Annotated in this window: 19 protein-coding genes; 2 read left to right on the top strand and 17 right to left on the bottom strand. The window is 62.0% G+C overall.

Annotated features, from left to right (window positions below; translation table 11 throughout):
* Positions 1-38: 38 nt before the first annotated feature.
* Complete coding sequence (locus I5R65_RS14680) at positions 39-920, bottom strand: LysR family transcriptional regulator (RefSeq protein WP_180668364.1); 882 nt, start codon at positions 918-920, stop codon at positions 39-41.
* Between the two features lie 134 nt (positions 921-1,054).
* On the opposite strand from I5R65_RS14680, the gene I5R65_RS14675 reads away from it, so the two are divergent.
* Positions 1,055-2,236 carry an MFS transporter gene (locus I5R65_RS14675; protein WP_180668363.1) on the top strand — a complete coding sequence of 394 codons (1,182 nt, stop codon included), beginning with the start codon at positions 1,055-1,057 and terminating at the stop codon, positions 2,234-2,236.
* A gap of 107 nt (positions 2,237-2,343) precedes the next feature.
* Here the strand turns inward: I5R65_RS14675 and I5R65_RS14670 are convergent, their stop codons facing one another.
* The 15 genes from I5R65_RS14670 to ndk all read right to left on the bottom strand — a co-directional run bounded on the left by I5R65_RS14670 (position 2,344) and on the right by ndk (position 18,844).
* Positions 2,344-2,874: a phosphoribosyltransferase gene (locus tag I5R65_RS14670; RefSeq protein ID WP_006463317.1), complete on the bottom strand. Its 531-nt coding sequence runs from the start codon at positions 2,872-2,874 to the stop codon at positions 2,344-2,346.
* A gap of 50 nt (positions 2,875-2,924) precedes the next feature.
* A complete protein-coding gene (locus tag I5R65_RS14665) occupies positions 2,925-4,238 on the bottom strand; it encodes an adenylosuccinate synthase (RefSeq protein WP_180668362.1) in 1,314 nt (437 codons plus the stop codon).
* A 3-nt stretch (positions 4,239-4,241) separates the two neighbouring features.
* The gene (locus tag I5R65_RS14660) at positions 4,242-5,402 is read right to left on the bottom strand and encodes an ATP phosphoribosyltransferase regulatory subunit (protein WP_180668361.1); all 1,161 of its coding nucleotides are present in this window, start codon (positions 5,400-5,402) and stop codon (positions 4,242-4,244) included.
* Between the two features lie 292 nt (positions 5,403-5,694).
* Complete coding sequence (gene hflC / locus I5R65_RS14655) at positions 5,695-6,588, bottom strand: protease modulator HflC (RefSeq protein WP_180668359.1); 894 nt, start codon at positions 6,586-6,588, stop codon at positions 5,695-5,697.
* The gene (hflK, locus tag I5R65_RS14650) at positions 6,588-7,946 is read right to left on the bottom strand and encodes an FtsH protease activity modulator HflK (protein ID WP_180668358.1); all 1,359 of its coding nucleotides are present in this window, start codon (positions 7,944-7,946) and stop codon (positions 6,588-6,590) included. The genes hflC and hflK overlap by 1 nt, the downstream gene beginning before the upstream one ends.
* An 89-nt stretch (positions 7,947-8,035) precedes the next feature.
* Positions 8,036-9,160 carry a GTPase HflX gene (gene hflX, locus I5R65_RS14645; RefSeq protein WP_180668357.1) on the bottom strand — a complete coding sequence of 375 codons (1,125 nt, stop codon included), beginning with the start codon at positions 9,158-9,160 and terminating at the stop codon, positions 8,036-8,038.
* Positions 9,161-9,199: 39 nt separating this feature from the next.
* The gene (gene hfq / locus I5R65_RS14640) at positions 9,200-9,439 is read right to left on the bottom strand and encodes an RNA chaperone Hfq (RefSeq protein WP_006463311.1); all 240 of its coding nucleotides are present in this window, start codon (positions 9,437-9,439) and stop codon (positions 9,200-9,202) included.
* A gap of 139 nt (positions 9,440-9,578) precedes the next feature.
* Positions 9,579-10,922, bottom strand: a complete 1,344-nt coding sequence (der, locus tag I5R65_RS14635; RefSeq protein WP_180668356.1) for a ribosome biogenesis GTPase Der — start codon at positions 10,920-10,922, stop codon at positions 9,579-9,581.
* A gap of 27 nt (positions 10,923-10,949) precedes the next feature.
* Positions 10,950-12,149, bottom strand: coding sequence for an outer membrane protein assembly factor BamB (gene bamB / locus I5R65_RS14630; RefSeq protein ID WP_180668355.1), 1,200 nt, complete (start codon positions 12,147-12,149; stop codon positions 10,950-10,952).
* Between the two features lie 136 nt (positions 12,150-12,285).
* Complete coding sequence (locus I5R65_RS14625) at positions 12,286-12,930, bottom strand: tetratricopeptide repeat protein (protein WP_180668354.1); 645 nt, start codon at positions 12,928-12,930, stop codon at positions 12,286-12,288.
* A gap of 43 nt (positions 12,931-12,973) precedes the next feature.
* Positions 12,974-14,335: a histidine--tRNA ligase gene (gene hisS / locus I5R65_RS14620; RefSeq protein ID WP_180668353.1), complete on the bottom strand. Its 1,362-nt coding sequence runs from the start codon at positions 14,333-14,335 to the stop codon at positions 12,974-12,976.
* 142 nt (positions 14,336-14,477) lie between these two features.
* Positions 14,478-15,740, bottom strand: coding sequence for a flavodoxin-dependent (E)-4-hydroxy-3-methylbut-2-enyl-diphosphate synthase (gene ispG, locus I5R65_RS14615; RefSeq protein ID WP_180668352.1), 1,263 nt, complete (start codon positions 15,738-15,740; stop codon positions 14,478-14,480).
* A 14-nt stretch (positions 15,741-15,754) separates the two neighbouring features.
* On the bottom strand, positions 15,755-16,849 hold the full coding sequence (locus I5R65_RS14610) for a helix-turn-helix domain-containing protein (RefSeq protein WP_180668351.1): 1,095 nt from the start codon (positions 16,847-16,849) through the stop codon (positions 15,755-15,757).
* A 300-nt stretch (positions 16,850-17,149) separates the two neighbouring features.
* Complete coding sequence (gene rlmN / locus I5R65_RS14605) at positions 17,150-18,322, bottom strand: 23S rRNA (adenine(2503)-C(2))-methyltransferase RlmN (protein ID WP_180668350.1); 1,173 nt, start codon at positions 18,320-18,322, stop codon at positions 17,150-17,152.
* A 96-nt stretch (positions 18,323-18,418) separates the two neighbouring features.
* Positions 18,419-18,844, bottom strand: coding sequence for a nucleoside-diphosphate kinase (gene ndk, locus I5R65_RS14600; RefSeq protein ID WP_006463303.1), 426 nt, complete (start codon positions 18,842-18,844; stop codon positions 18,419-18,421).
* A 279-nt stretch (positions 18,845-19,123) separates the two neighbouring features.
* Here ndk and I5R65_RS14595 point away from each other — a divergent pair, with 279 nt between their 5' ends.
* Complete coding sequence (locus tag I5R65_RS14595) at positions 19,124-19,813, top strand: Bax inhibitor-1/YccA family protein (protein ID WP_180668349.1); 690 nt, start codon at positions 19,124-19,126, stop codon at positions 19,811-19,813.
* 87 nt (positions 19,814-19,900) lie between these two features.
* Here I5R65_RS14595 and rlmD read toward each other — a convergent pair whose 3' ends face one another.
* Complete coding sequence (gene rlmD / locus I5R65_RS14590; RefSeq protein ID WP_180668348.1) at positions 19,901-21,262, bottom strand: 23S rRNA (uracil(1939)-C(5))-methyltransferase RlmD; 1,362 nt, start codon at positions 21,260-21,262, stop codon at positions 19,901-19,903.
* Positions 21,263-21,289: the final 27 nt, after the last annotated feature.

Raw genomic sequence — 21,289 nt, 5'->3', positions numbered from 1 at the left:
TCGCGCTCAGACTTGGTTTACGGCAAAACGTTTCCGATTTAAAGCTTGCACTGCAAAAAATCGAGGAAGCAGCTGATGCGGCGGGAGAGCTGGGTGTTGTGGTAATAGACCGCTGAAATCTTCTGGCGAAAGCCGCTATCGTGCTGGTCCAGCAGGCGCACCAGGCGACCGGCGGCGATATCGTCGTCGGTCATGAAACTGGAGAGGCAGGCAATGCCCTGCCCCTGCAGCGCCAGATGGCGGATGGTCTCGCCGCTGGAAGCGCGCAGCGCCGGCCGGGTCTGGTAGCGATCGCCGGCGTGGTGGCGCAGGGGCCAGTGATTGAGGATTTCCGGCTGCGAAAAGCCGATCAGCTGGTGCTGTTCCAATGCCTCCACCGATGCCGGCGCGGGGTGCCGCGCCAGATAGGCGGGACTGGCGACGATGTTGAGCCGCGCCGAACTGAGGGCGCGGGCATGCAGGGTCGAATCCTGCAGCTCGCCGATGCGGATGGCGATGTCGGCACGCTGCTCCACCAGGTCGATGAAGCGGTCGTTGGTGGTGAGCTCCAGTTCGATGTCGGGATAGGCCTCGCGAAACGCGCCGACATGCGGCACGATACAGTGCAGCATGAAGGGCACGGCGGCGTCCACGCGCAGCTTGCCGACCGGCTTGCGGGTGCGCATGCGCACCGTTTCTTCAGCCTGCTCCATGGCCGCGAGGATGGCCCGGGCCTGTTCCAGGAAGGCCTCGCCCTCTTCGGTCAGCTCCATGCGGCGGGTGGTGCGGGTCAGCAGGCTGGCGCCCAGTTTTTCTTCCAGCCGCGACAGCGCGCGGCTCACGCCCGAGGTGGTCTGCTCCAGCACTTCGGCCGCCGCCGACAGGGTGCCGGCCTCGACCACGGCGACGAAGGTACGCAATTCCTCGGACTGGATATTCATTGTTGACTCCGGATCAAATATTCTTTGATTGTAACGGCATTTTTCTCAACAAAGACTGCGCGCACAATCCTTCACATCGCTGGCAATCCAACTGGAGAAGCCGGCCTACTCCACACCACAACAAGAGGATTGCCATGCCAATTGCACTTTGGGCGCTGACCATCAGCGCATTCGCCATCGGGACTACCGAGTTCGTCATCATGGGGCTGCTGCCGGAAGTGGCCTCCAACCTGGGCGTGAGCCTGTCCTCGGCCGGTCTGCTGGTGACCGGCTATGCGCTGGGCGTGTTCGTGGGTGCGCCGCTGGTGACCGCCACCACCGGCCGCCTGCCGCGCAAGACGCTGCTGATCGCGCTGATGGTGGTGTTCGTGATCGGCAACCTGGCCTGTGCCATTGCCCCGGGCTACGCCACGCTGATGCTGGGCCGGGTGGTGGCCTCCTTTGCCCACGGCGCGTTCTTCGGGGTCGGCTCGGTGGTGGCCACCAGCCTGGTGCCAAAGGAAAAGCAGGCCTCCGCCATCGCGCTGATGTTCACCGGCCTGACGGTGGCCAATGTGCTGGGCGTGCCCTTCGGCACCTGGCTGGGTCAACACTATGGCTGGCGCTCCACCTTCTGGGCAGTGACCGTGATCGGGGTGATCGCCCTGGCCGCCACCGCCGTGCTGGTGCCGCGCTCGCAAGGCGGCGAGGAGGCCGACTTCGGCAAGGAAGTGCGCGTGCTGATGCGCCCGCAGGTGATGCTGGGCCTGCTGATGACGGTGCTGGGCTTCGGTGGCGTATTCGCGGCCTTCACCTATATCGCCCCGATCCTGACCGACATCAGCGGCTTCCCGGCGTCGGCGGTGTCGCCCATCCTGTTGCTGTTCGGCCTGGGGCTGGTGATCGGCAACCTGGCCGGCGGCAAGCTGGCCGACAAGCGCCTGATGGCCACGCTACTGGGCAGCCTGGTGCTGCTGGCAGTGGTACTGGTGCTGTTCGGCCTGACCAACGGCAACAAGATCGCGGCCATCGTCGGCGTCGGCCTGATGGGCATGGCGGCCTTCGCCACCGTGCCGCCGCTGCAGATGCGGGTGCTGGAAAAGGCCACCGGCGCGCCCAACCTGGCGTCCTCGGCCAATATCGCGGCCTTCAACCTGGGCAACGCCGCCGGCGCCTGGCTGGGTGGCGTGACCATTGACCACGGCCCGGGCCTGCATGCCGTTCCCTATGTGGCCGCCCTGCTGCCGCTGGCGGGCATCGCGGTGGCCTTGCTGAGCTGGAAGATGGATGGCAAGCCGGTGCGCACCTCCACCTCCAAGCGCGTAGAGACCTGCTGAGCGCAGGACGGTACGAATAGCGGGCTCCCGACAAATCAAAGGCGAAAAAAAGAGCTTGCCGCGGCAAGCTCTTTTCACATCTGAAGCATCGTTGGTGAAGACGATACTCAGGCGCCCTTCTTGATCCAGGCCGCCAGCTGGTGCGGGCCCAGACCGTCGTACTCTTCGAAGGGCTGGTGGATCCAGGGATTGGTGGGCAGGTAGTCGATGTGGAAATCGGGTTCCACGACCGAGCAGGCCTTCCACCACAACACGGCACTCTTGATCTCGGTGACGGCCGGATAGTGTTCCTTCAGGTGCAGCATCACCTTTTGCAGGGTGACGCCGGAATCGACCAGGTCGTCCACCAGCAGGATGCGGCCACCCAGGGTTCCCTTGGTGATGGTGATGTACTTGGCGATGTCCAGCGAGCTGCGGATGGTGCCGGCGGCTTCGCGATAGGAGCTGGTCGAAAGAATGGCCAGCGGGACATCGAAAATGCGGGACATCACGTCACCCGGGCGCAGGCCGCCGCGCGCCAGGCACAGCACCTGGTCGAACTGGTAGCCGGATTCATAGACCTTCAGCGCCAGTCGTTCGATCTGGCGGTTGTAGTCATCCCAGGAGACCCAGAGGTCTTTATCGTCAGAGATCTTCATATTATTGATTGCTTCGTGTTGCTTTGTTACGTGTTACGGCGATGGCCTGATTACTTGAACGGGTGACGCAGGACGATGGTCTCTTCGCGGTCGGGACCGGTGGAGATCATGTCGATGGGCACGCCCACCAGTTCCTCGATGCGCTGGATGTAGGCGCGGGCGTTGGCCGGCAGTGCATCCAGCGACTTGGCGCCGACGGTGGTCTCGGACCAGCCCGGCATTTCTTCGTAGATCGGTTCGCAGGCAGCGGCTTCTTCGGCGCCGACCGGGAAGATGTCGACGGTCTTGCCGTTCAGCTTGTAGCCGGTGCACAGCTTCAGCGATTCCAGGCCGTCCAGCACGTCCAGCTTGGTCAGGCACATGCCGGAGACACCGTTGATCTGCACCGAGCGCTTCAGCAAGGCGGCATCGAACCAGCCGCAACGGCGCGCACGGCCGGTGACGGTACCGAATTCATGGCCGACCGACGCCAGGTGCTTGCCGGTGCCGGCATCGGTGGGCAGTTCGGCCGGGAACGGGCCGGAACCGACGCGCGTGGTGTAAGCCTTGGTGATACCCATGATGTAGTGCAGCATGCCCGGGCCCACGCCCGCACCGGCGGCGGCATTGCCGGCCACGCAGTTGCTGGAGGTGACGAACGGGTAGGTGCCGTGGTCCACGTCCAGCAGGCTGCCTTGCGCGCCTTCGAACAGGATCTTGCCGCCAGACTTGTGGACGGCGTACAGGTCGCTGGAGACGTCGGTGACCATGGGCTTGATGCGCGGCACGTTGGCCAGGGCTTCGTCCAGGGTCTTCTGGTAGTCCACAGGCTGGGTCTTCAGGTAGTGGGTCAGGACGAAGTTGTGGTAGTCCAGGTTGGCCAGCAGCTTTTCGGCAAAGCGCTTTTCGTTCAACAGGTCGGCCACGCGGATGGCGCGACGGGCGACCTTGTCTTCATAGGCCGGGCCGATACCCTTGCCGGTGGTGCCGATCTTGGCGTCGCCACGGGCGGCTTCGCGGGCCACGTCCAGGGCCACGTGATAGGGCAGGATCAGGGGACAGGCGTCCGACACCTTCAGGCGCGAACACACTTCCACGCCGGCGGCTTCGAGCTTGTCGATCTCGCGCAGCAGGTCGGGCACCGACAGCACCACGCCATTGCCGATGTAGCAGGCCACGCCTTCGCGCATGATGCCCGAGGGAATCAGTTGCAGCGCAGTCTTCTTGCCGCCGATGACCAGCGTGTGGCCGGCATTGTGGCCGCCCTGGAAACGCACCACGCCTTGCGCGTGATCGGTCAGCCAATCGACGATCTTGCCCTTACCTTCGTCGCCCCATTGCGTACCGATGACGACGACATTCTTTGCATTGCTGTTCTGTAACATGACTCAACCCAAGTTTTTGATAATCCAGTTTCCATTGCTGAATTCGAGTGCACGGTCGCAATCGAATTCGTCCTGATCGTGTTCGTGGCCGGGAAGGCTTTGGATCACGATCTCTCCCGCTTGCCGCAATTGCGCTATTTTCTCACGCAGACCGGCGTCCCTGCCCCAAGGGGCAAGGATGGCGCGTTTTCGTTCTGCGCCTGGCATCAGTCGCGCCAGCTCACGCAGGTCCAGGGAGAAGCCGGTGGCCGGCCGCGCGCGGCCGAAGGCTTCACCCACATGGTCGTAGCGGCCGCCGCGCACCACCGCATTGGGCAGGCCCGGCACATAGGCGGAGAACATCACGCCGCTGTGGTAATGATAGCCGCGCAGGTCGGCCAGATCGATGGTGATGGCCGCGCCCTCATGGCCGGCGGCCAGTTCCACCAGGGCCTGCAACTCGTCCAGCGCCTGGCCGATGCCAGGCAGCGCCGGCAGGGTGATGCGGGCGCGGGCGATGACGGAGATGTCGCCGTACAGGTTGGGCAGGGCCAGCAGCGCGGCACGGGTGCCTTCCTGGAAGCCGGCGGTGATTTCCTGCAGGCCAGGCAGGTCCTTGGCCTGCAACAGGCCGAACAGGTTGGCTTCCTGGCGCTTGGCGGCGGGGTCGTTGGCGATGATGGCGCGCAGTACGCCCACGTGGCACAGGTCCAGGCGGATGGTGCGCATGCCGGCCAGGGCCAGCGAATTCAAGGCCAGCTCCTGGATTTCGGCATCGGCTTCGATGCCGGCATGACCGTAGATCTCGGCGCCGATCTGGATCGGTTCACGGGTGGCGTGCAGGCCGGTCGGGCGGGTATGCAGGACGCTGCCGGCATAGCACAGGCGGGTCACGGAGGCGCGATTGAGCAGGTGGGCGTCGATGCGGGCCACCTGGGTGGTCATGTCGGCGCGCACGCCCAGGGTGCGACCGGAGAGCTGGTCGACCAGCTTGAAGGTGCGCAGGTCGGTGTCCTGGCCGGCGCCGGTGAGCAGGGATTCAAGGTACTCCAGCAGCGGCGGCATGACCATTTCGTAGCCATAGAGGCGGAAATTGTCGAGCAGACGGCGACGCAGTTCCTCGATCTTGCGCGCTTCGGAGGGCAAGACATCGGCGATGTTTTCGGGAAGAAGCCAGTTAGGCATAAACAAAAGTCAAAGCTAAAAAAAACGGATACGTGGAACGGCGATGTGCATTGCCATGACAATCATGGCGATGGCAAACGCGGCAATAGCAAGCGGCCAGACGAAAAACCGGGGCGGTACAGGAAAACTGCCGCCCCTTTTCTTGCATTCCGGGAAAATTGCATCCTGGAACATTGTGTCCGACCAAAAAAGGAAAGATGCCCTTTACCAGCGGCATCCATCCTGTTCGCCCTGCCCGCTTCACTCGGAGGCGGTGCAGGAAGCTTCACATTATCGCCTGTTCGGCGGATTTTTACTTCTTTGCCGCGCTGGCGGCGCTGCCGCCCACACCCTTGAAGTATTTGAAGAATTCCGAGCTCGGGTCCACCACCATCAGATCGTGGCGGTTCTTGAAGCTGGCGCGGTAAGCCTCCAGGCTGCGATAGAACTTGTAGAAATCAGCATTCTGGCTGAAGGCCTGGGCATAGATCTGGGAGGCCTTGGCGTCGCCGGCACCGCGAATCTTTTCGGATTCACGATAGGCTTCGGCCAGGATGACCACGCGCTGGCGGTCGGCATCGGCACGGATCTTTTCCGATTCGGCGGCACCGGTGGAACGCAGCTCGTTGGCCACGCGCACGCGTTCGGACTTCATGCGCTCGAACACCGAGGCGTTGATCTGGTCCACATAGTCCACACGGCGCAGACGGACGTCGATGACTTCCACGCCGATCTGCTTGGCCTCGTTGGCCACGCGGGCCTGGATAGCGTCCATGACGTTGTTGCGCTGGCTGGAGATGACCTCGCGCACGGTGCGCTTGGTGATTTCGTCGTTCAGCGCAGCCTTGACGATCTGCGACAGGCGATCCTGGGTGCGACGTTCGTCGGCGCCGAAGCTGACGAAGTACAGGCGCGGATCGACGATGCGCCACTTGACGTAGGCATCGACCAGCACGTTCATCTTTTCAGCCGTGATGAAACGGTCGGCATCGGGGGTATCCAGGGTCTGGATGCGCTTGTCCAGGTACATCACGTTCTGGAACGGCGGCGGCAGCTTGAAGTGCAGACCGGGCTCGTTGATGACCTGCTTGACCTCACCCAGGGCGAAGACGATGGCCGAGGAGCGCTGGTCGACCACGAAGATGGTGGACGAGGCCAGCCAGATCGCGACGACGGCGATGATGACGGAAGTGACGAGGCGGCCCATCAGCGCACCTCCCTTTCACGCGACTCACGGGGATCGCGGTTTCTGGTATCACGCATCAGCTCGGAAGAATACACAGTGTCGTTTCCTGCAGTCGAATTGGTGGATGCAGCGCCCGAAGAAGACTGGCTGGCCGCGGGCGCCTGCTGCTTGCCGGCGGCCGGAGCCGCATCGCTGCCACTTTGCTGGATCAACTTGTCCAGCGGCAGGTACAGAAGGTTGCTGCCTGACTTGGCATCGACCATGACCTTGGTGGTATTGGCGAAGATCTGCTGCATGGTCTCGATGTACATGCGGTCGCGGGTCACGGCCGGGGCCTTGGCATAGGCTTCCTGCACCTGGGTGAAGCGCGAGGCATCACCTTCGGCGTTGGCCACCACGCGGGAGCGGTAGGCTTCGGCCTCTTCCAGCAGGCGCGAGGCGGCGCCGGAGGCGCGCGGGATCACGTCGTTGGCATAGGCCTGGCCTTCGTTCTTGAGACGTTCACGGTCCTGGCCGGCCTTGACGGCATCGTCGAAGGCAGCCTGCACCTGCTCGGGCGGTTGCACGCCTTGCATGGTGACGTTGGTGATCTGCACGCCGGACTTGTAGCGGTCCAGGATCTGCTGCATGCGCTGGCTCACGTCCAGCGCGACCTTTTCACGGCCTTCGTAAAGGACGAAGTCCATCTTGCTGCGACCGACGATCTCGCGGATGGCGGTTTCTGCCACCTGGCGCACGGAATCGTCCGGATCGCGGTTGTTGAACAGCCATTCGGCGGCGTTCTTGAGCTTGTACTGGACAGCGAACTGGATGTCGATGATGTTTTCATCATCGGTGAGCATCAGGGATTCCTTCAGCTGCTTGTTGCGCACGCTGCCGCGATAGCCGATCTCGGCGGTACGCACCTGGGACATGTTGACGATCTCATGGCCCTGGATGGGGTACGGCCAGCGCCAGTTGAAGCCCGGCAGCGTGGTGTGGCTGTAGCGGCCGAAGGTGGTGATCACGGCGGTCTGGCCTTCCTGCACGATGAAGAAGCCGCTGGCCAGCCAGAGGAAGGCGACGATGACGGCGATGACGCCCACACCGATGCCGGCGCCCTTGACGTCGCCGCGATTGAAGCCGCCGCCACCGTTGCCACCGTCGGAGCCACCACCACCCTTGCGGCCGAGCAGGCCGGCGATGCGCTGGTTGAAGTCGCGCCAGAGCTGGTCGAGGTCGGGCGGGCCGTCGTTGTTGCCGGACGGTTTTTCGGGCCGTTTGTCGCCGTTACTTCCGTTATTCTGATTCTCGCGGTTGTCGTTTTGCGAACCACGTCCCCATTGGGGGTCGTTCAACGAAAACTTGACACCGATTTTCCTGAATAAAGACACAAGCATGCGTTTGCGATCCGTCTGAAGTGATGGATTAAGAGAATCAAGGAGGAATGCGCGCCGGGAACGTGCGAAAGGCCGTCCCCTCGAACGGCTCAGGCGTGCATGTCTACGGAATCGACTGGCGTGGAACGGCTGCGACCCCTGGCCTCCAAGGCGGCCTTGAGCGAAGCGGCGATCGCTTCGCGCAGCAGATCCAGGCCAGCGCCAGACTTGGCACTGACGAAAACCCGCTGGATTTTACCATACTCGTCATACTCGACCGCCGGTTCCAGGCCGGCGGCGTCGATCTTGTTCCAGACCAGGATCTGCGGCACGTGGTCGGCGCCGATTTCCCTCAAGACCAGGTTGACCTCGTCGATCTGCTCCATCCGCACCGGGCTGGCGGCATCCACCACGTGCAACAGCAGGTCGGCATGGATGGTTTCTTCCAGTGTGGCACGGAAGGCTTCCACCAGTTGGTGCGGCAGTTCGCGGATGAAGCCGACGGTGTCGGAAATCACCACGTGCCCCACCTCGCCCAGGTAGACGCGACGGGAGGTCGTGTCCAGCGTGGCGAAGAGCTGGTTGGCCGCATACACGCCGGCCTTGGCCATGGCGTTGAAGATGGTCGACTTGCCGGCGTTGGTATAGCCCACGAGCGAGACCGAGAAGGTTTCGCTGCGCCCGCGCGCGCGGCGCTGGGTGGCATGCTGGCGACGCAGCTTGGCCAGTACGGCGCGCAGCGCCTTGACGCGCTCACCCAGGAGGCGGCGGTCGGTTTCCAGCTGGGTTTCACCGGGACCGCGCAGGCCGATACCGCCCTTTTGCCGTTCCAGGTGGGTCCAGCCGCGAATGAGGCGGGTCGAGAGATGCTGCAGCTGGGCCAGTTCGACCTGCACCTTGCCCTCGTGGCTCTTGGCGCGCTGCGCGAAGATATCGAGGATCAGGCTGGTACGGTCGAGCACACGCACCTTGAGCAACCGCTCCAGGTTACGTTGCTGGGCCGGCGACAGGGCATGGTTGAAGATGACCAGTTCGAGCTGGAGGTCGGCGACGGCGTCGGCGATTTCCTGTGCCTTGCCGGTACCAACGAAGAGAGCGGCATCCGGACTGGCGCGACGACCGGTGATGGTGATCACCGGTTCTGCACCAGCCGATTTTGCCAAAAGGAAGAGCTCATCCAGACTTGCGGCGAAGTCGTTCTTGCCGAAGTCCAGGCCGACTAACGCGGCACGCATGTCAGAATGCCCACGGCGTCAAGCCGGCCAGGTAGACCATTATTCGTCGGACGAGGATTCGAGACTGAGGTTGACCGCACGTGCAGGCACGACGGTGGAGATGGCGTGTTTGTAAACCATTTGCGTAACAGTGTTACGCAGCAGGACCACGTATTGATCGAAAGACTCCACATGGCCTTGCAGCTTGATGCCGTTGACCAGGTAGATAGAGACGGGAACGTGCTCTTTTCTCAATGCGTTCAGGAATGGGTCTTGTAACAATTGCCCTTTGTTGCTCATGGCAGCTCCACGGTGTTGTTGTGATTAGGACTTGGAGGCACTTCAAGGAATATCAAGTGCTTTACCAACTTTATGCTATTCAATTTAAACGATTTTCGCTCCAACGCCAAAAACATTGATCGAATAGCAGGTTTACGATTTATTTTTCCTGCCGGATGAAAGGATTCTTGCCCGACCTGAACTCGATACGCAGTGGAGTGCCCACCAGAGAGAAAGTTTCCCGGAAGTGCTTTTCCAGATATCTCTTATAGTTGTCGTCGATGGCTTCCAGGGCATTGCCGTGGATCACCACCACCGGCGGGTTCTGGCCACCCTGGTGCGCGTAGCGCAGCTTGGGACGGATCGAGCCCTTGCGACGTGGCTGCTGGTGCTCCAGCGCCTCTTCCAGCGCACGGGTCAGGCGCGGCGTGCTCAGCTTGGCCATGGCGGCGGCGTAGGCCGAATCGATGGATTTCATCAGCGGGCCGATGCCGGTGGATTTCAGCGCGGAGATGAAGTGGAACTTGGCGAAGGACAGGAAATTGAGCTTGCGCTCCAGATCCATCTTGATCTGGTCGCGCTGGTCGCTCTGCATGCCATCCCATTTGTTCACCCCGACCACCAGCGCCCTGCCCGACTCCAGCACGAAGCCGGCAATGTGGGCGTCCTGCTCGGAGATATCCTGCTGGGCGTCCAGCAACAGCAGCACGACATTGGCATCTGAAATCGATTTCAGGGTCTTGACCACCGAAAACTTCTCGATGGCTTCGAACACCTTGCCACGGCGGCGGATGCCTGCGGTGTCGATCAGGGTGTAATGACGGCCTTCCCGCTCGAACGGAATCTCGATCGAGTCGCGGGTGGTGCCGGGCATGTCGAAGGCGATCACGCGCTCTTCGCCCAGCAAGGTGTTGACCAGGGTCGACTTGCCGACGTTGGGACGGCCGACGATGGCGATCTTGGTGCCGCGTACGGCAGCCGCTTCCGGCTCCGGCTCCTGGGCGCGCTGGGCCTCGATCTGGTCCAGTGCTTCCTCCACCAGATCGGCCACGCCATCACCATGGGCAGCGGAGATCACATAAGGATCGCCCATGCCCAGTTCGTAGAAATCGGCGGTGACCGAGGTGTACTTCATGCCTTCGGACTTGTTGACCACCAGCATCACCGAACGTCCGCATTTGCGCAGGAAGTCGGTGATGGTCTTGTCGTGCGGCGTCAAGCCCTGCCGACCATCGACGATAAACACCACGACATCGGCCTCGACCACGGCTTGCTTGGTCTGCTTGGCCATTTCATACATGATCCCGTCCTTGGCGACGGGTTCGAAGCCACCGGTATCGATCACCAGGAACGGACGTTCGCCGACCCGGCCTTCGCCGTAGTGACGATCGCGCGTCAGGCCGGGCAGGTCCGCCACCAGCGCATCGCGGCTGCGGGTGAGCCTGTTGAACAACGTCGATTTGCCGACGTTGGGACGGCCTACAAGTGCAATTACCGGTTTCATTTCTTTTCTTTAAGGGTCGTTCGTCACTTATTCAGCGACGACGGAGACCACTGTTCCTGATTTGGTTTGGAAAACGACAGACGACCCGGTCGAGACCGGAGGCGCCTGGATTGCGCTACCGTCGGTGGAAAGACGCGCCACGAAGGCACCATCTTCACGCGACAGGAAGTGAATATAGCCCTGGTAGTCAGCCACTGCCACTGCCTTGCCCACGGCGATCGGGGCCGACAGCATGCGATTCTTCAGACGATCGTTGCGCCAGATGACGGCACCGGTATCGCGGGCGAATTCGGTGACGGCACCACCGATATCGGCGGCATAGACATAGGCATCGTCCAGATTGACGCCGACGTCACTGGAGAACTCCTTGATCCAGCGCACATTGCCATTCAACAAGTCGAAGCAACCGATGCGGCCCTGGTAGGACGCGGCGCAGATATCACGCGAACCCAGTGCCGGCACACCGGACACATCGGAAATTCGTTCCAGCTCGGTAGTACCGCGCGGGTCACCAACCGGCACTTCCCAGCGCGGACCGCCGTTATTCAGAGCCAGGGCCGATAGACGGCCACCCGGCAGCGCCACGAAGGCGGTCTGCGAACCGATCGCGATGCCGGGCGCATTGCGCAGCGTCAGCGAGGGTACGTTACGCTGGACCATCCAGCGCTGGCTGCCATTGTCGGCATCATACGCCGTCACGCGGTTGTCGATGCTGCGAATGACCACCAGGCCTTCGCCCACTGCCGGCGAGGATAGCACTTCGCTGGGCGCCTGGGCGCTCCAGGTGGGCTTGCCGGAAGCGGCGTCGAAAGCCTGGATGCGGCCCTTCTGGCCCACTACCACAACGGTGCTGCCATCAGTGCCGACACCGGCCGTCAGGTCCATGTCGGTGCGGCTGCGCCACAGGGTCTGGCCGTTCTGGGCATTGATACGGACCACGCTACCGTCATTGGCGGCGGCAAAGATGCTGCCGGCGGCGTAGGCCGGGCTGAACTGGAAGCTGCCGGATTTGCCCACCGAGACCGACCAGGCGGTCTGTACGCGCAGTTTCTGCGTGAATTCGACCAGCGGTGCCGGCGGATTCGGATCCTTCTTGCTGGAAAACAGCGAGCAGCCGGACAAGGTAACCACGGCTGCAACCGCAGCCAGCTTCAGCACCAGCTTACCGGTACGACGGGAACGAGCAATGGATGTTGCCTGGGCAGCGGTGGCTGTCACACTACGCATATTCTGTTTCCTCTAAGCGATGAATGGATTCGCGGTGGGATTGCGGTTCAATTCCAGGGCTGCCCTTTGCGGCCCTGGCGGCAGGCATGACTGCCGCCGTAGCGGACCTCATGCCGGCACGATCTCAGTCAGCCGTTCAGGCCTTGGGCGCTTCGCCGCCGATGGCGTCCAGCTTGATCTGGATGAGCTGGCGACCGGGGTCCTTGGCGTCACTCTTTTCCAGGGCCAGCTTGTAGGCGGTGCGCGCTTCGTCGCGCTTGCCCTGCGCTAGCAGTACATCGCCCTTGCGGTCGGCAATGGCGCCGGCAAACTGGGCCGGATAGTCACCGGAGAGCAGCTTCAATGCTTCATCATAGGACTTGGCATCCAGCAGCACGCCGGCCAGACGCACCGCGGCGATGGCCTTGTATTCCTTGCCACGACCGTGGTCGATCACCCATTGCAGCTGCTTCTTGGCGGTGTCGGTGTCGTTGGCATCGAAAGCCGACTTGGCCGCCACCAGCGCGCTCATCTCTGCGTAGGCCGTGCCGCTGAACTTGTCCTGGATGTCGCTGGCGGCGCGCTGCACCTTGGCATTGTCCTTGGCAGCAAACGACTTCTGCTGCTCTTCATACAACACCGAGGCCTGCGCCGATTGGCGACCCTGGTAGGTATTCCAGCCCGTCCAGGCGGCATAGGCGGCCAGCGCGATGATCAGCGCCCAGGTCACCAGATTGCCGTATTTCGCCCACCAGGCCTTGATGGAATCAAGCTGTTCTTGTTCTTCGAGATCGTATGCCATGTAACTCTGCGATTAGAAAACTGTGTTGACGGATGACGCTTGCTCAGGGGTGGTAGTGCACGTGGTCATGATCATGATCGTGGTCATGATCGCCGACGATCTGCTCCACGATGTAGTCGACCACGGCATCGAATGCCATGTTGCTCTGGTTGGCGCGCCCTTCCTCGGCGTTGCCTTCGCGCATGTGCTTGACGGTGGCGGTGCCTGCCTTGAGCTCATCCTCGCCGATGATGATGGCGAAGGCGGCGCCACTGGCGTCGGCGCGCTTCATCTGCGCCTTGAAGGAACCACCACCATTGGACGATGCGCAATGTAGCACAACATCGAGCCCGGCAGTCCGCAAACGTTCCGCCAGGACGAAAGATTGCAATTGGGCATCATCGCCCTGATGGACCAGGTAGACGTCGCACTGGTTGGGCGCGTATTGCTCGCCGTTGGCCTTCATCAGCTCCAGCAGACGCTCCACGCCCATGGCGAAACCGCAGGCCGGCGTAGGTTTGCCGCCGAACATTTCGATCAGCGGGTCGTAGCGACCACCGCCGCAGACCGTGCCTTGCGAACCCAGCTGGTCGGTGACCCACTCGAACACGGTACGGTTGTAGTAGTCCATGCCACGCACCAGGCGCGGGTTGATGGTGAAAGGAATGTTGTTGTGGCGCAGGATCTTCTGCACGCCTTCGAAGTGCGCACGCGACTCCTCACCCAGGTAGTCCAGCAGCTTGGGGGCGGCGTTGACCATGTCCTGCATGGTCGGATTCTTGGTATCGAGGATACGCAGCGGGTTGGCGTGCAGGCGGCGCTGGGCGTCGGTGTCCAGCAGCTCCTTGTGCTGCTCGAAGTAGGCGATCAGGTCGGCGCGGTGCTTGTTGCGCTCTTCGGCGTTGCCGATCGAGTTCAGTTCCAGGCGGATGTCGGACAGGCCAAGGTCATCCCACAGGCGCTGGCACATCATGATCAGTTCGGCGTCGATGTCCGGGCCGCTGAAGCCGACCGCCTCCGCCCCCACCTGGTGGAACTGGCGATAACGACCACGCTGCGGACGCTCGTGACGGAACATGGGGCCGACGTACCACAGGCGCTTGGGGCCGTCGTAGGTCAGGTTGTGCTCGAGGGCGGCACGCACCACGCCGGCGGTGTTTTCCGGACGCAGGGTCAGGTTGTCGCCGTTCATGGAATCGGTGAAGGAGTACATCTCCTTCTCGACGATATCGGTCACCTCGCCCAGGCCGCGTGCGAACAGTGCGGTCGGTTCGACGATGGGGGTGCGGATCTGCTGGAAACCATAGCTCTTGAGCACCGATTGCACGGTGTTCTCGAACAGTTCCCACAACGGCGCATCGGCGGGCAGGATGTCGTTCATCCCTTTGACGCCAACGATTTTTTCGACTTTCTTTTGTTCTGACATACCGAATACCGGAGAGTGTTTTCTTGAAACTTCAATTCTGAATGCTGTCACCTGTCGCATCATTCATGCGAGCAGTCCAGCGCAAGTGTAACGCATGGCTTGCCGCCTCCAGCCGCGCTGGGCGGCCCAAGCTGCAGCTCAATCAGGCATGACCGCCCTGGCCATAGTGTGATTCGACGTATTGCAGCACCACGTTCTGGAATTCCTCAGCGATGCGTTCACCCCGCAGGGTCATCCTCTTTTCACCATCGATGAACACCGGCGCCGCCGGGGATTCACCCGTGCCAGGCAGGCTGATGCCGATATTGGCATGCTTGGACTCACCCGGGCCATTGACGATGCAGCCCATCACGGCCACGTTCATGGCTTCCACGCCAGGATACTTGCCCTTCCACACCGGCATTTGCTCGCGCAGGAAGGTCTGGATCTTGTCTGCCAGGTCCTGGAACACGGTGGAGGTGGTGCGGCCGCAACCGGGGCAGGCAATTACCATCGGAGTGAACTTGCGCAGGCCCATGGTCTGCAGGATTTCCTGACCGACCACCACTTCCTTGGTACGGTCGCCACCCGGTTCGGGGGTGAGCGAAATGCGGATGGTGTCGCCGATGCCTTCCTGCAGCAGTATCGACAGTGCTGCAGTGGACGCCACGATGCCCTTGCTGCCCATGCCGGCCTCGGTCAGGCCCAGGTGCAACGGATAGTCGCAACGGCGCGCCAGTTCGCGGTAGACCGCGATCAGGTCCTGCACACCGGAGACCTTGCAGGACAGGATGATCTTGTCTCCCGCCATGCCCAGCTCTTCGGCGCGCTGGGCGTTTTCGATCGCGGAGGTAACCAGTGCCTCGTACATCACGGCCTGCGCCGACCAGGGCTCGGCACGACCCGCGTTCTCATCCATGATGCGCGCCAGCAGCGCCTGATCCAGGCTGCCCCAGTTGACGCCGATGCGCACCGGCTTGTCGTACTTGCAGGCTACCTCGATCATCTGGGCGAACTGGGTGTCGCGCTTGGCGCCCTTGCCGACGTTGCCGGGATTGATGCGGTACTTGGAGAGGGCCTGGGCACACTCGGGATAGTCGGTCAGCAGGGTGTGGCCGTTGTAGTGGAAATCGCCCACCAGCGGCACATCCACGCCCATGCGGTCGAGTTGCTCGCGAATGGCCGGCACCGCTGCTGCCGCTTCGGGTGTATTGACGGTCAGACGAACTATTTCGGAGCCGGCACGCGCCAGGTCCTTGATCTGGATCGCCGTCCCGATGGCGTCGGCGGTATCGGTGTTGGTCATCGATTGCACCATCACCGGCGCACCACCACCGACAACGATCTCCCGCGCACCGTGGCTGATGATCACGCGGCGGCTGTTGCGGCGGGCCAGCGGCCCGGAAGCGATCGGGGAGGAAGACATGATAGGCAGACGGTTCAGTTCAGGTTCAGCCGTGCGACGTTGCTGCCGCCCGGGGATTTCAGGTCCAGCGGCTGGCCGCGCAAGGTGGCGTCGACGCCGGAGGCATTGCCGATGATCAGGGTCGTGGCGTCGGAGACGTCGAAGGTTTCCGTCGTACCCGCCTTGAGCAGCCGCGAAATCACCGTGGTCTTGTCGGCACGCCGGATCTCTACCCAGGAGTCCTCACGGAAGGTCAGTCGCAGCAGGTCCTTGCTGTTGACGATATTGAGGCCACTGGGGACGCTGGACGAAGCCATCTGGGCGGACGAAGTGGACGAAGACGACGAGGCCACTGGCGCGGTCGCCGATGGGCTGGCAGTCGACGCTGGTTGTGCCGCGGCCGGGGTGGCTGCCTCCACAGGGGCGACGGCAGTCGCCACCGGGGCAGCCGGAGCGACCGCAGTAGCCGCGACAGGCGAGACTTCCTTGGCGGCGCCCTTGTCCGCCTCTTCGCCAGTCGACGCGGCAATCGTATCGACGCGTGCGTTGACCGGGGTATCGGAGGATGCGACTTCCGTATTCTGCACGGCTTCCGGCGCCGACACTTCGCTACGGTGCGACTTCAGCCACGCAAGTTGTGGCACCGCTGCACCCAGGTCGGTCCAACGCACTGCAGCCGCACCGGCCAGCAAGGCGACCACAATCACCCCCGCCACGATGGGCAAGGCCGAGCTATTGCCCCGCGTGCTCATCATCATGGCCGGCAGCGGCCCTTCCGAGAAAGGCGTGGACAGTGAATACTGCGGCACGATGTGATCGCGCTGTGCCACGGCCGACTCCTGCGGCATGGCTGCGGCCATGGCGTTGACGTCCAGGCCCAGCACCTTGGCATAACTGCGCACAAAACCACGCGCCACGGCCAGGCCCGGCAGGGCCGCGTAGTTATCGGCTTCGATGGCCTGGATCTGGCGCGGCGCCAGCTTGACCAGACTGGCCACCTGCTCCACCGACCAGCCTTTCTGCTGACGGGCGGCGGCCAGCATGGCACCCGGCAAGAGCGTGGTCTGGGACGATTGACCTGCATCTTGCGGTTGTTGCGACGACATTTCGTTCATTTGTTGATCACTCATCAAATGCTCCACATGGAAAAGCTTTTTTTAACCGGCCCTGGCCGGATTCTTCTGGAGCGTCCCTGCGCGACCGGCGTCGCGCCCCTCCCGGGAATTTCGACCACTTCAACCTGCCCTGCCGACGAACGGCAGCGCGGGCAATCATTTCGACAAAAACACAAAAAGGACGTGCGATGAATGCGCCCCAGCGCAACATCGACGCCCCTGCAACAGATTCGAAAAAAAGAGGTGCATCTCCCCTCGCCACGTTGGCAAGGGCTGGTGAAACGCAACCAGCAAGGGTATTCAGGCCCCCTGCCGTCACCCGGAGATCTCCACGATGCGGCCGAAATCCCGACCGTACTTGTCCTGATATTCGGCCATCTTCTGCATGCGCTCCTGCACCCGGGTACGATCCTTGACTTCGCCGGCCAGTTGCCCGCAGGCGGCGTCGATATCGTCGCCACGCGTCTTGCGGATGGTGGTCACGATACCGGCGTCCATCAGGATTTGCGCGAACGCCTTGATGCGCGGATTGTGGGAACGCTTCAAGCCCGACTCGGGGAAGGGATTGAAAGGGATCAGGTTGAACTTGCACGGGATGGCAGTCTCGCCTTGCTTCACCAGCGCGACCAGCTCGCGTGCATGGGTGTCGGTGTCGTTGACGCCATCGAGCATGCAATACTCGAAGGTAATGAAGTCACGCGGGGCGAATTCCAGGTAGCGCTTGCATGCCAGCATGAGCTCGCGCAGAGGATGCTTGCGGTTCAACGGGATCAGCGAATCGCGCAGCGCGTCGTTGGAGGCATGCAGCGAGACCGCCAGCGCCACCGGGCATTCCTGGGACAGCTTGTCGATCATCGGCACCACGCCGCTGGTAGACAAGGTCACGCGGCGGCGCGACAGGCCATAGGCATTGTCGTCCAGCATCAGGCGCAAGGCGGTCACGGTCGGCTCGAAATTGAGCAGCGGCTCGCCCATGCCCATCATCACCACATTGGTAATCTGGCGCTCGCCCTTGGGACCACCTTCGATACCCTTGGTCTTGCGCAGCTCGAATTCCGCCATCCACAGCTGGCCGATGATCTCGGCAACCGTCAGATTGCGGTTGAAGCCCTGCTTGCCGGTCGAGCAGAAACGGCAATTCACGGCACAGCCCGCCTGCGTTGAAACGCACAGCGTGCCGCGGTTTTCTTCAGGGATGAACACGGTTTCCACCGCATTGCCCTGGCCCACGTCGACCAGCCACTTGCGTGTACCGTCGGTGGAGGTATGGTCACTGATGATGGCCGGCGCGCGAACTTCGGCGCGGGTCCTCAACTTGTCGCGCAGCGATTTGGCCAGATCGGTCATCTGATCGAAATCAGACACCCCGAACTGGTGTATCCAACGCTGCAACTGCTTGGCACGAAACGGCTTCTCACCCAACTCGCCGCAGTAGGCGACGAGTTGCGCGGGATCCATATCCAGCAGATTGGTGAGAGCTGTAGTCATGATGCTTGCGGCCGGGACCAGGGTGGAAAGACGCGACAGGGATTGCAGCGCCGGTTTCCGCTCCGATCCGGAAGACCGATGGAAAACAGGAACAGATTAACGCGAATAGACGTTCAGCGCCGGGAAGAAATAGGCGATTTCGCCCTTGGCGGTTTCTTCAGCGTCCGAGCCGTGCACGGCGTTGGCATCGATGGAGTCGGCGAAGTCGGCGCGGATGGTGCCCTTGTCAGCCTTCTTCGGGTCGGTAGCGCCCATCAGATCGCGGTTCTTCAGGATCGCGCCTTCGCCTTCCAGCACCTGGATCATCACCGGGCCGGAAATCATGAAGTCCACCAGATCCTTGAAGAAAGGACGCTCGCGGTGCACGGCGTAGAAGCCTTCTGCCTCAGCGCGCGACAGTTGTGCCATGCGGGCAGCGATGACCTTCAGGCCAGCGTTTTCGAAACGGGTGTAGATCTGGCCGATCACGTTCTTGGCGACGGCGTCGGGCTTGATAATCGACAGGGTGCGTTCAATTGCCATGAGAAAAACTCCAATAAAAATAATGGCTTAAAGCCAAGAATTGATAATTCAATGAACCTTGTATTTTAGCATGAAACCATCAGATATCACGTCAATTCACCTCCTTTGAGATGTCAAGCACACATCTTTCGCAGCATGCACTGCAGTGGGGCATGACTTGGCAGGACAAGTGTCAGAACAAGTCGGCAAAGTGCGTGCGAACCAGAGAGAGGGAAGACTTGTCTTAACATCGAGCCGCCGTGCTATTCTCTGGCTCGCATTCAACGCTTCGGAGGACACATGAACCAACTGGACACGACCTTCGGCCACTCGACCACGAGCCTGGCCACCCGCAACCGCGTACTGCGCAACACCTACTGGCTGCTGGCGCTGTCGATGATCCCGACCGTGCTGGGCGCCTGGCTGGGCGTGCAGATGCACTTGAACCTCTTCGCCGCCAGCCCGATGATCGGCTTAGTGCTGTTCCTGGCGATCGCCTTCGGTTTCTTCTACGCCATCGAGAAGACCAAGAATTCCGGCTGGGGTGTGGCCTTCCTGCTGGGTTTCACCTTCTTCATGGGCCTGATGCTGTCGCGCCTGATCGAGTTCACGCTGGGCTTTTCCAACGGCGCCGGGCTGATCATGACGGCCTTTGGCGGCACCGCGATCATCTTCTGCGGCATGGCCACCATCGCCACCGTCTCCAAGCGTGATTTCTCGGGCCTGGGGAAATTCTTGTTCGCGGGCGTGCTGGTGATCCTGGTGGCTTCGCTGGCCAACATGTTCCTGCACCTGCCGGCGCTGCAACTGACCATTTCGGTGGTGGCCATCGCCATCTTCTCGGCCTATATCCTGTTTGACGTGCAACAGGTGGTCAACGGCGGCGAAACCAACTACATCTCCGCCACGCTGGCGATCTACCTGGACGTGTACAACGTCTTCGCCAACCTGCTGTCGATCCTGGGTATGGTGGGCGGTAACCGCGACTGACAAACGATGCTTCTTGCATCCTGAGCAACAAAAAAGCCGGCGCAAGCCGGCTTTTTTGTTGGTACGCCGGATCGCCCGGCCCCGGATTTACTCCGGCAGGTCGAACACCGCGATCGACTCGACGTGGGCGGTGTGCGGGAACATGTTCACCACGCCTGCATACTTGAGTGAATAACCGCCCAGATGCACCAGCATTCCGGCATCACGCGCCAGTGTGGCGGGATTGCAGGAGACATAGACGATACGCCTGGGCTTGAGGTGCTGTTGCTCCGGCGGCAACTCCACCAGGGCCTTGCAGACTTCCATGGCACCTTCGCGCGGCGGATCGATCAGCATACGGTCGAACTTGCCCAGGGCCACGAAATCCTCAGGCTTGGCCTCGAAGAGATTGCGGCAGTAGAAGCTGGTCTTGGCATCCACACCATTGACCTTGGCGTTATCCAGGGCACGCTCGGTCAACGCAGTACTGCCCTCGATGCCCACCACTTCACGCGCCAGCGTGGCGATAGGAAGCGTGAAGTTGCCCAGGCCGCAGAACAGGTCGGCCACGCGGTCTTGCGGCTGCACATCCAGCAAACGCAGTGCCCGCGCCACCAGTACGCGGTTGATCTGGTGGTTGACCTGGGTGAAATCGGTAGGCTTGAAGGGCATGCGGATGCCGAATTCCGGCAGCGTGTACTGCAACTTCGATTGCGCCGGATAATACGGAGCGGCCGTGTCCGGGCCCTTGGTCTGCAGCCACCATTCGATCCGGTACTGGTCGGCGAAGGCCTTCAGCAAGACCTCATCGGCCGGAGCCAACGCCTCCATGATGCGCAACACCAGCACGGTGACCTTGTTGCCATCATCGCCTTCGCCCACGGCCAGTTCGATCTGTGGCATGCGATCGCGGATGGTCAGCGCAGCCACCAGTTCGCGCAGCGGCACCAGCATGGCAGAAACGTTGGGGGGCAGGATCTCGCAGGTCTTCATATCGGCGATGAAGGAAGAGCGCTTTTCGTGGAAACCCACCAGCACCCCGCCCTTCTTGGCCACATGGCGCACCGAGATGCGGGCGCGGTAACGATAACCCCAGGTCGGACCATAGATGGGCCGCAGCATCACCTCGGCCTTGGTCTTGCCCAGATGCCAGAGGTTGTCCTCCAGCACACGCTGCTTCATGGCGACCTGGGCCGAGGGCTCCAGATGCTGCATGGCGCAGCCGCCGCACGTACCGAAATAGTCACAGCGCGGCTTCACCCGCAGCGAGGATTCGCGGTGCAGCGCAGTCATCTCGCCGGCTTCCCATTTCGGTTTCTTGCGATAGGACTGGAAACTGACCCGCTCCCCGGGCAGCGCGCCTTCGACGAAGATGACCTTGCCTGGCGTGCCATCCTCGTTTTCGAGGTGACCAACGCCGCGCCCGTCCATATCGAGCGACTTGATTTCAATGATGATGTCTTGTTGCATGAGGGAAACCACAGGGATGGGACCGAA

The sequence above is a fragment of the Herbaspirillum sp. AP02 genome (assembly GCF_015767275.1).
Taxonomy (GTDB): Bacteria; Pseudomonadota; Gammaproteobacteria; order Burkholderiales; family Burkholderiaceae_D; genus Herbaspirillum.
This window is presented reverse-complemented; position numbering and strand designations above follow the sequence as displayed.

What these genes read in the sequence shown, in the direction of transcription:
- ispG (WP_180668352.1), bottom strand. Translation starts at nt 15,740, where the DNA reads ATGTCTTCCTCCCCGATCGCTTCCGGGCCGCTGGCCCGCCGCAACAGC.
- der (WP_180668356.1), bottom strand. Translation starts at nt 10,922, where the DNA reads ATGAAACCGGTAATTGCACTTGTAGGCCGTCCCAACGTCGGCAAATCG.
- I5R65_RS14660 (WP_180668361.1), bottom strand. Translation starts at nt 5,402, where the DNA reads ATGCCTAACTGGCTTCTTCCCGAAAACATCGCCGATGTCTTGCCCTCC.
- rlmD (WP_180668348.1), bottom strand. Translation starts at nt 21,262, where the DNA reads ATGCAACAAGACATCATCATTGAAATCAAGTCGCTCGATATGGACGGG.
- I5R65_RS14610 (WP_180668351.1), bottom strand. Translation starts at nt 16,849, where the DNA reads ATGAGTGATCAACAAATGAACGAAATGTCGTCGCAACAACCGCAAGAT.
- rlmN (WP_180668350.1), bottom strand. Translation starts at nt 18,322, where the DNA reads ATGACTACAGCTCTCACCAATCTGCTGGATATGGATCCCGCGCAACTC.
- I5R65_RS14595 (WP_180668349.1), top strand. Translation starts at nt 19,124, where the DNA reads ATGAACCAACTGGACACGACCTTCGGCCACTCGACCACGAGCCTGGCC.
- hfq (WP_006463311.1), bottom strand. Translation starts at nt 9,439, where the DNA reads ATGAGCAACAAAGGGCAATTGTTACAAGACCCATTCCTGAACGCATTG.
- I5R65_RS14625 (WP_180668354.1), bottom strand. Translation starts at nt 12,930, where the DNA reads ATGGCATACGATCTCGAAGAACAAGAACAGCTTGATTCCATCAAGGCC.
- bamB (WP_180668355.1), bottom strand. Translation starts at nt 12,149, where the DNA reads ATGCGTAGTGTGACAGCCACCGCTGCCCAGGCAACATCCATTGCTCGT.
- I5R65_RS14680 (WP_180668364.1), bottom strand. Translation starts at nt 920, where the DNA reads ATGAATATCCAGTCCGAGGAATTGCGTACCTTCGTCGCCGTGGTCGAG.
- hisS (WP_180668353.1), bottom strand. Translation starts at nt 14,335, where the DNA reads ATGTCAGAACAAAAGAAAGTCGAAAAAATCGTTGGCGTCAAAGGGATG.
- I5R65_RS14675 (WP_180668363.1), top strand. Translation starts at nt 1,055, where the DNA reads ATGCCAATTGCACTTTGGGCGCTGACCATCAGCGCATTCGCCATCGGG.
- hflK (WP_180668358.1), bottom strand. Translation starts at nt 7,946, where the DNA reads ATGCTTGTGTCTTTATTCAGGAAAATCGGTGTCAAGTTTTCGTTGAAC.
- ndk (WP_006463303.1), bottom strand. Translation starts at nt 18,844, where the DNA reads ATGGCAATTGAACGCACCCTGTCGATTATCAAGCCCGACGCCGTCGCC.
- hflX (WP_180668357.1), bottom strand. Translation starts at nt 9,160, where the DNA reads ATGCGTGCCGCGTTAGTCGGCCTGGACTTCGGCAAGAACGACTTCGCC.
- I5R65_RS14665 (WP_180668362.1), bottom strand. Translation starts at nt 4,238, where the DNA reads ATGTTACAGAACAGCAATGCAAAGAATGTCGTCGTCATCGGTACGCAA.
- hflC (WP_180668359.1), bottom strand. Translation starts at nt 6,588, where the DNA reads ATGGGCCGCCTCGTCACTTCCGTCATCATCGCCGTCGTCGCGATCTGG.
- I5R65_RS14670 (WP_006463317.1), bottom strand. Translation starts at nt 2,874, where the DNA reads ATGAAGATCTCTGACGATAAAGACCTCTGGGTCTCCTGGGATGACTAC.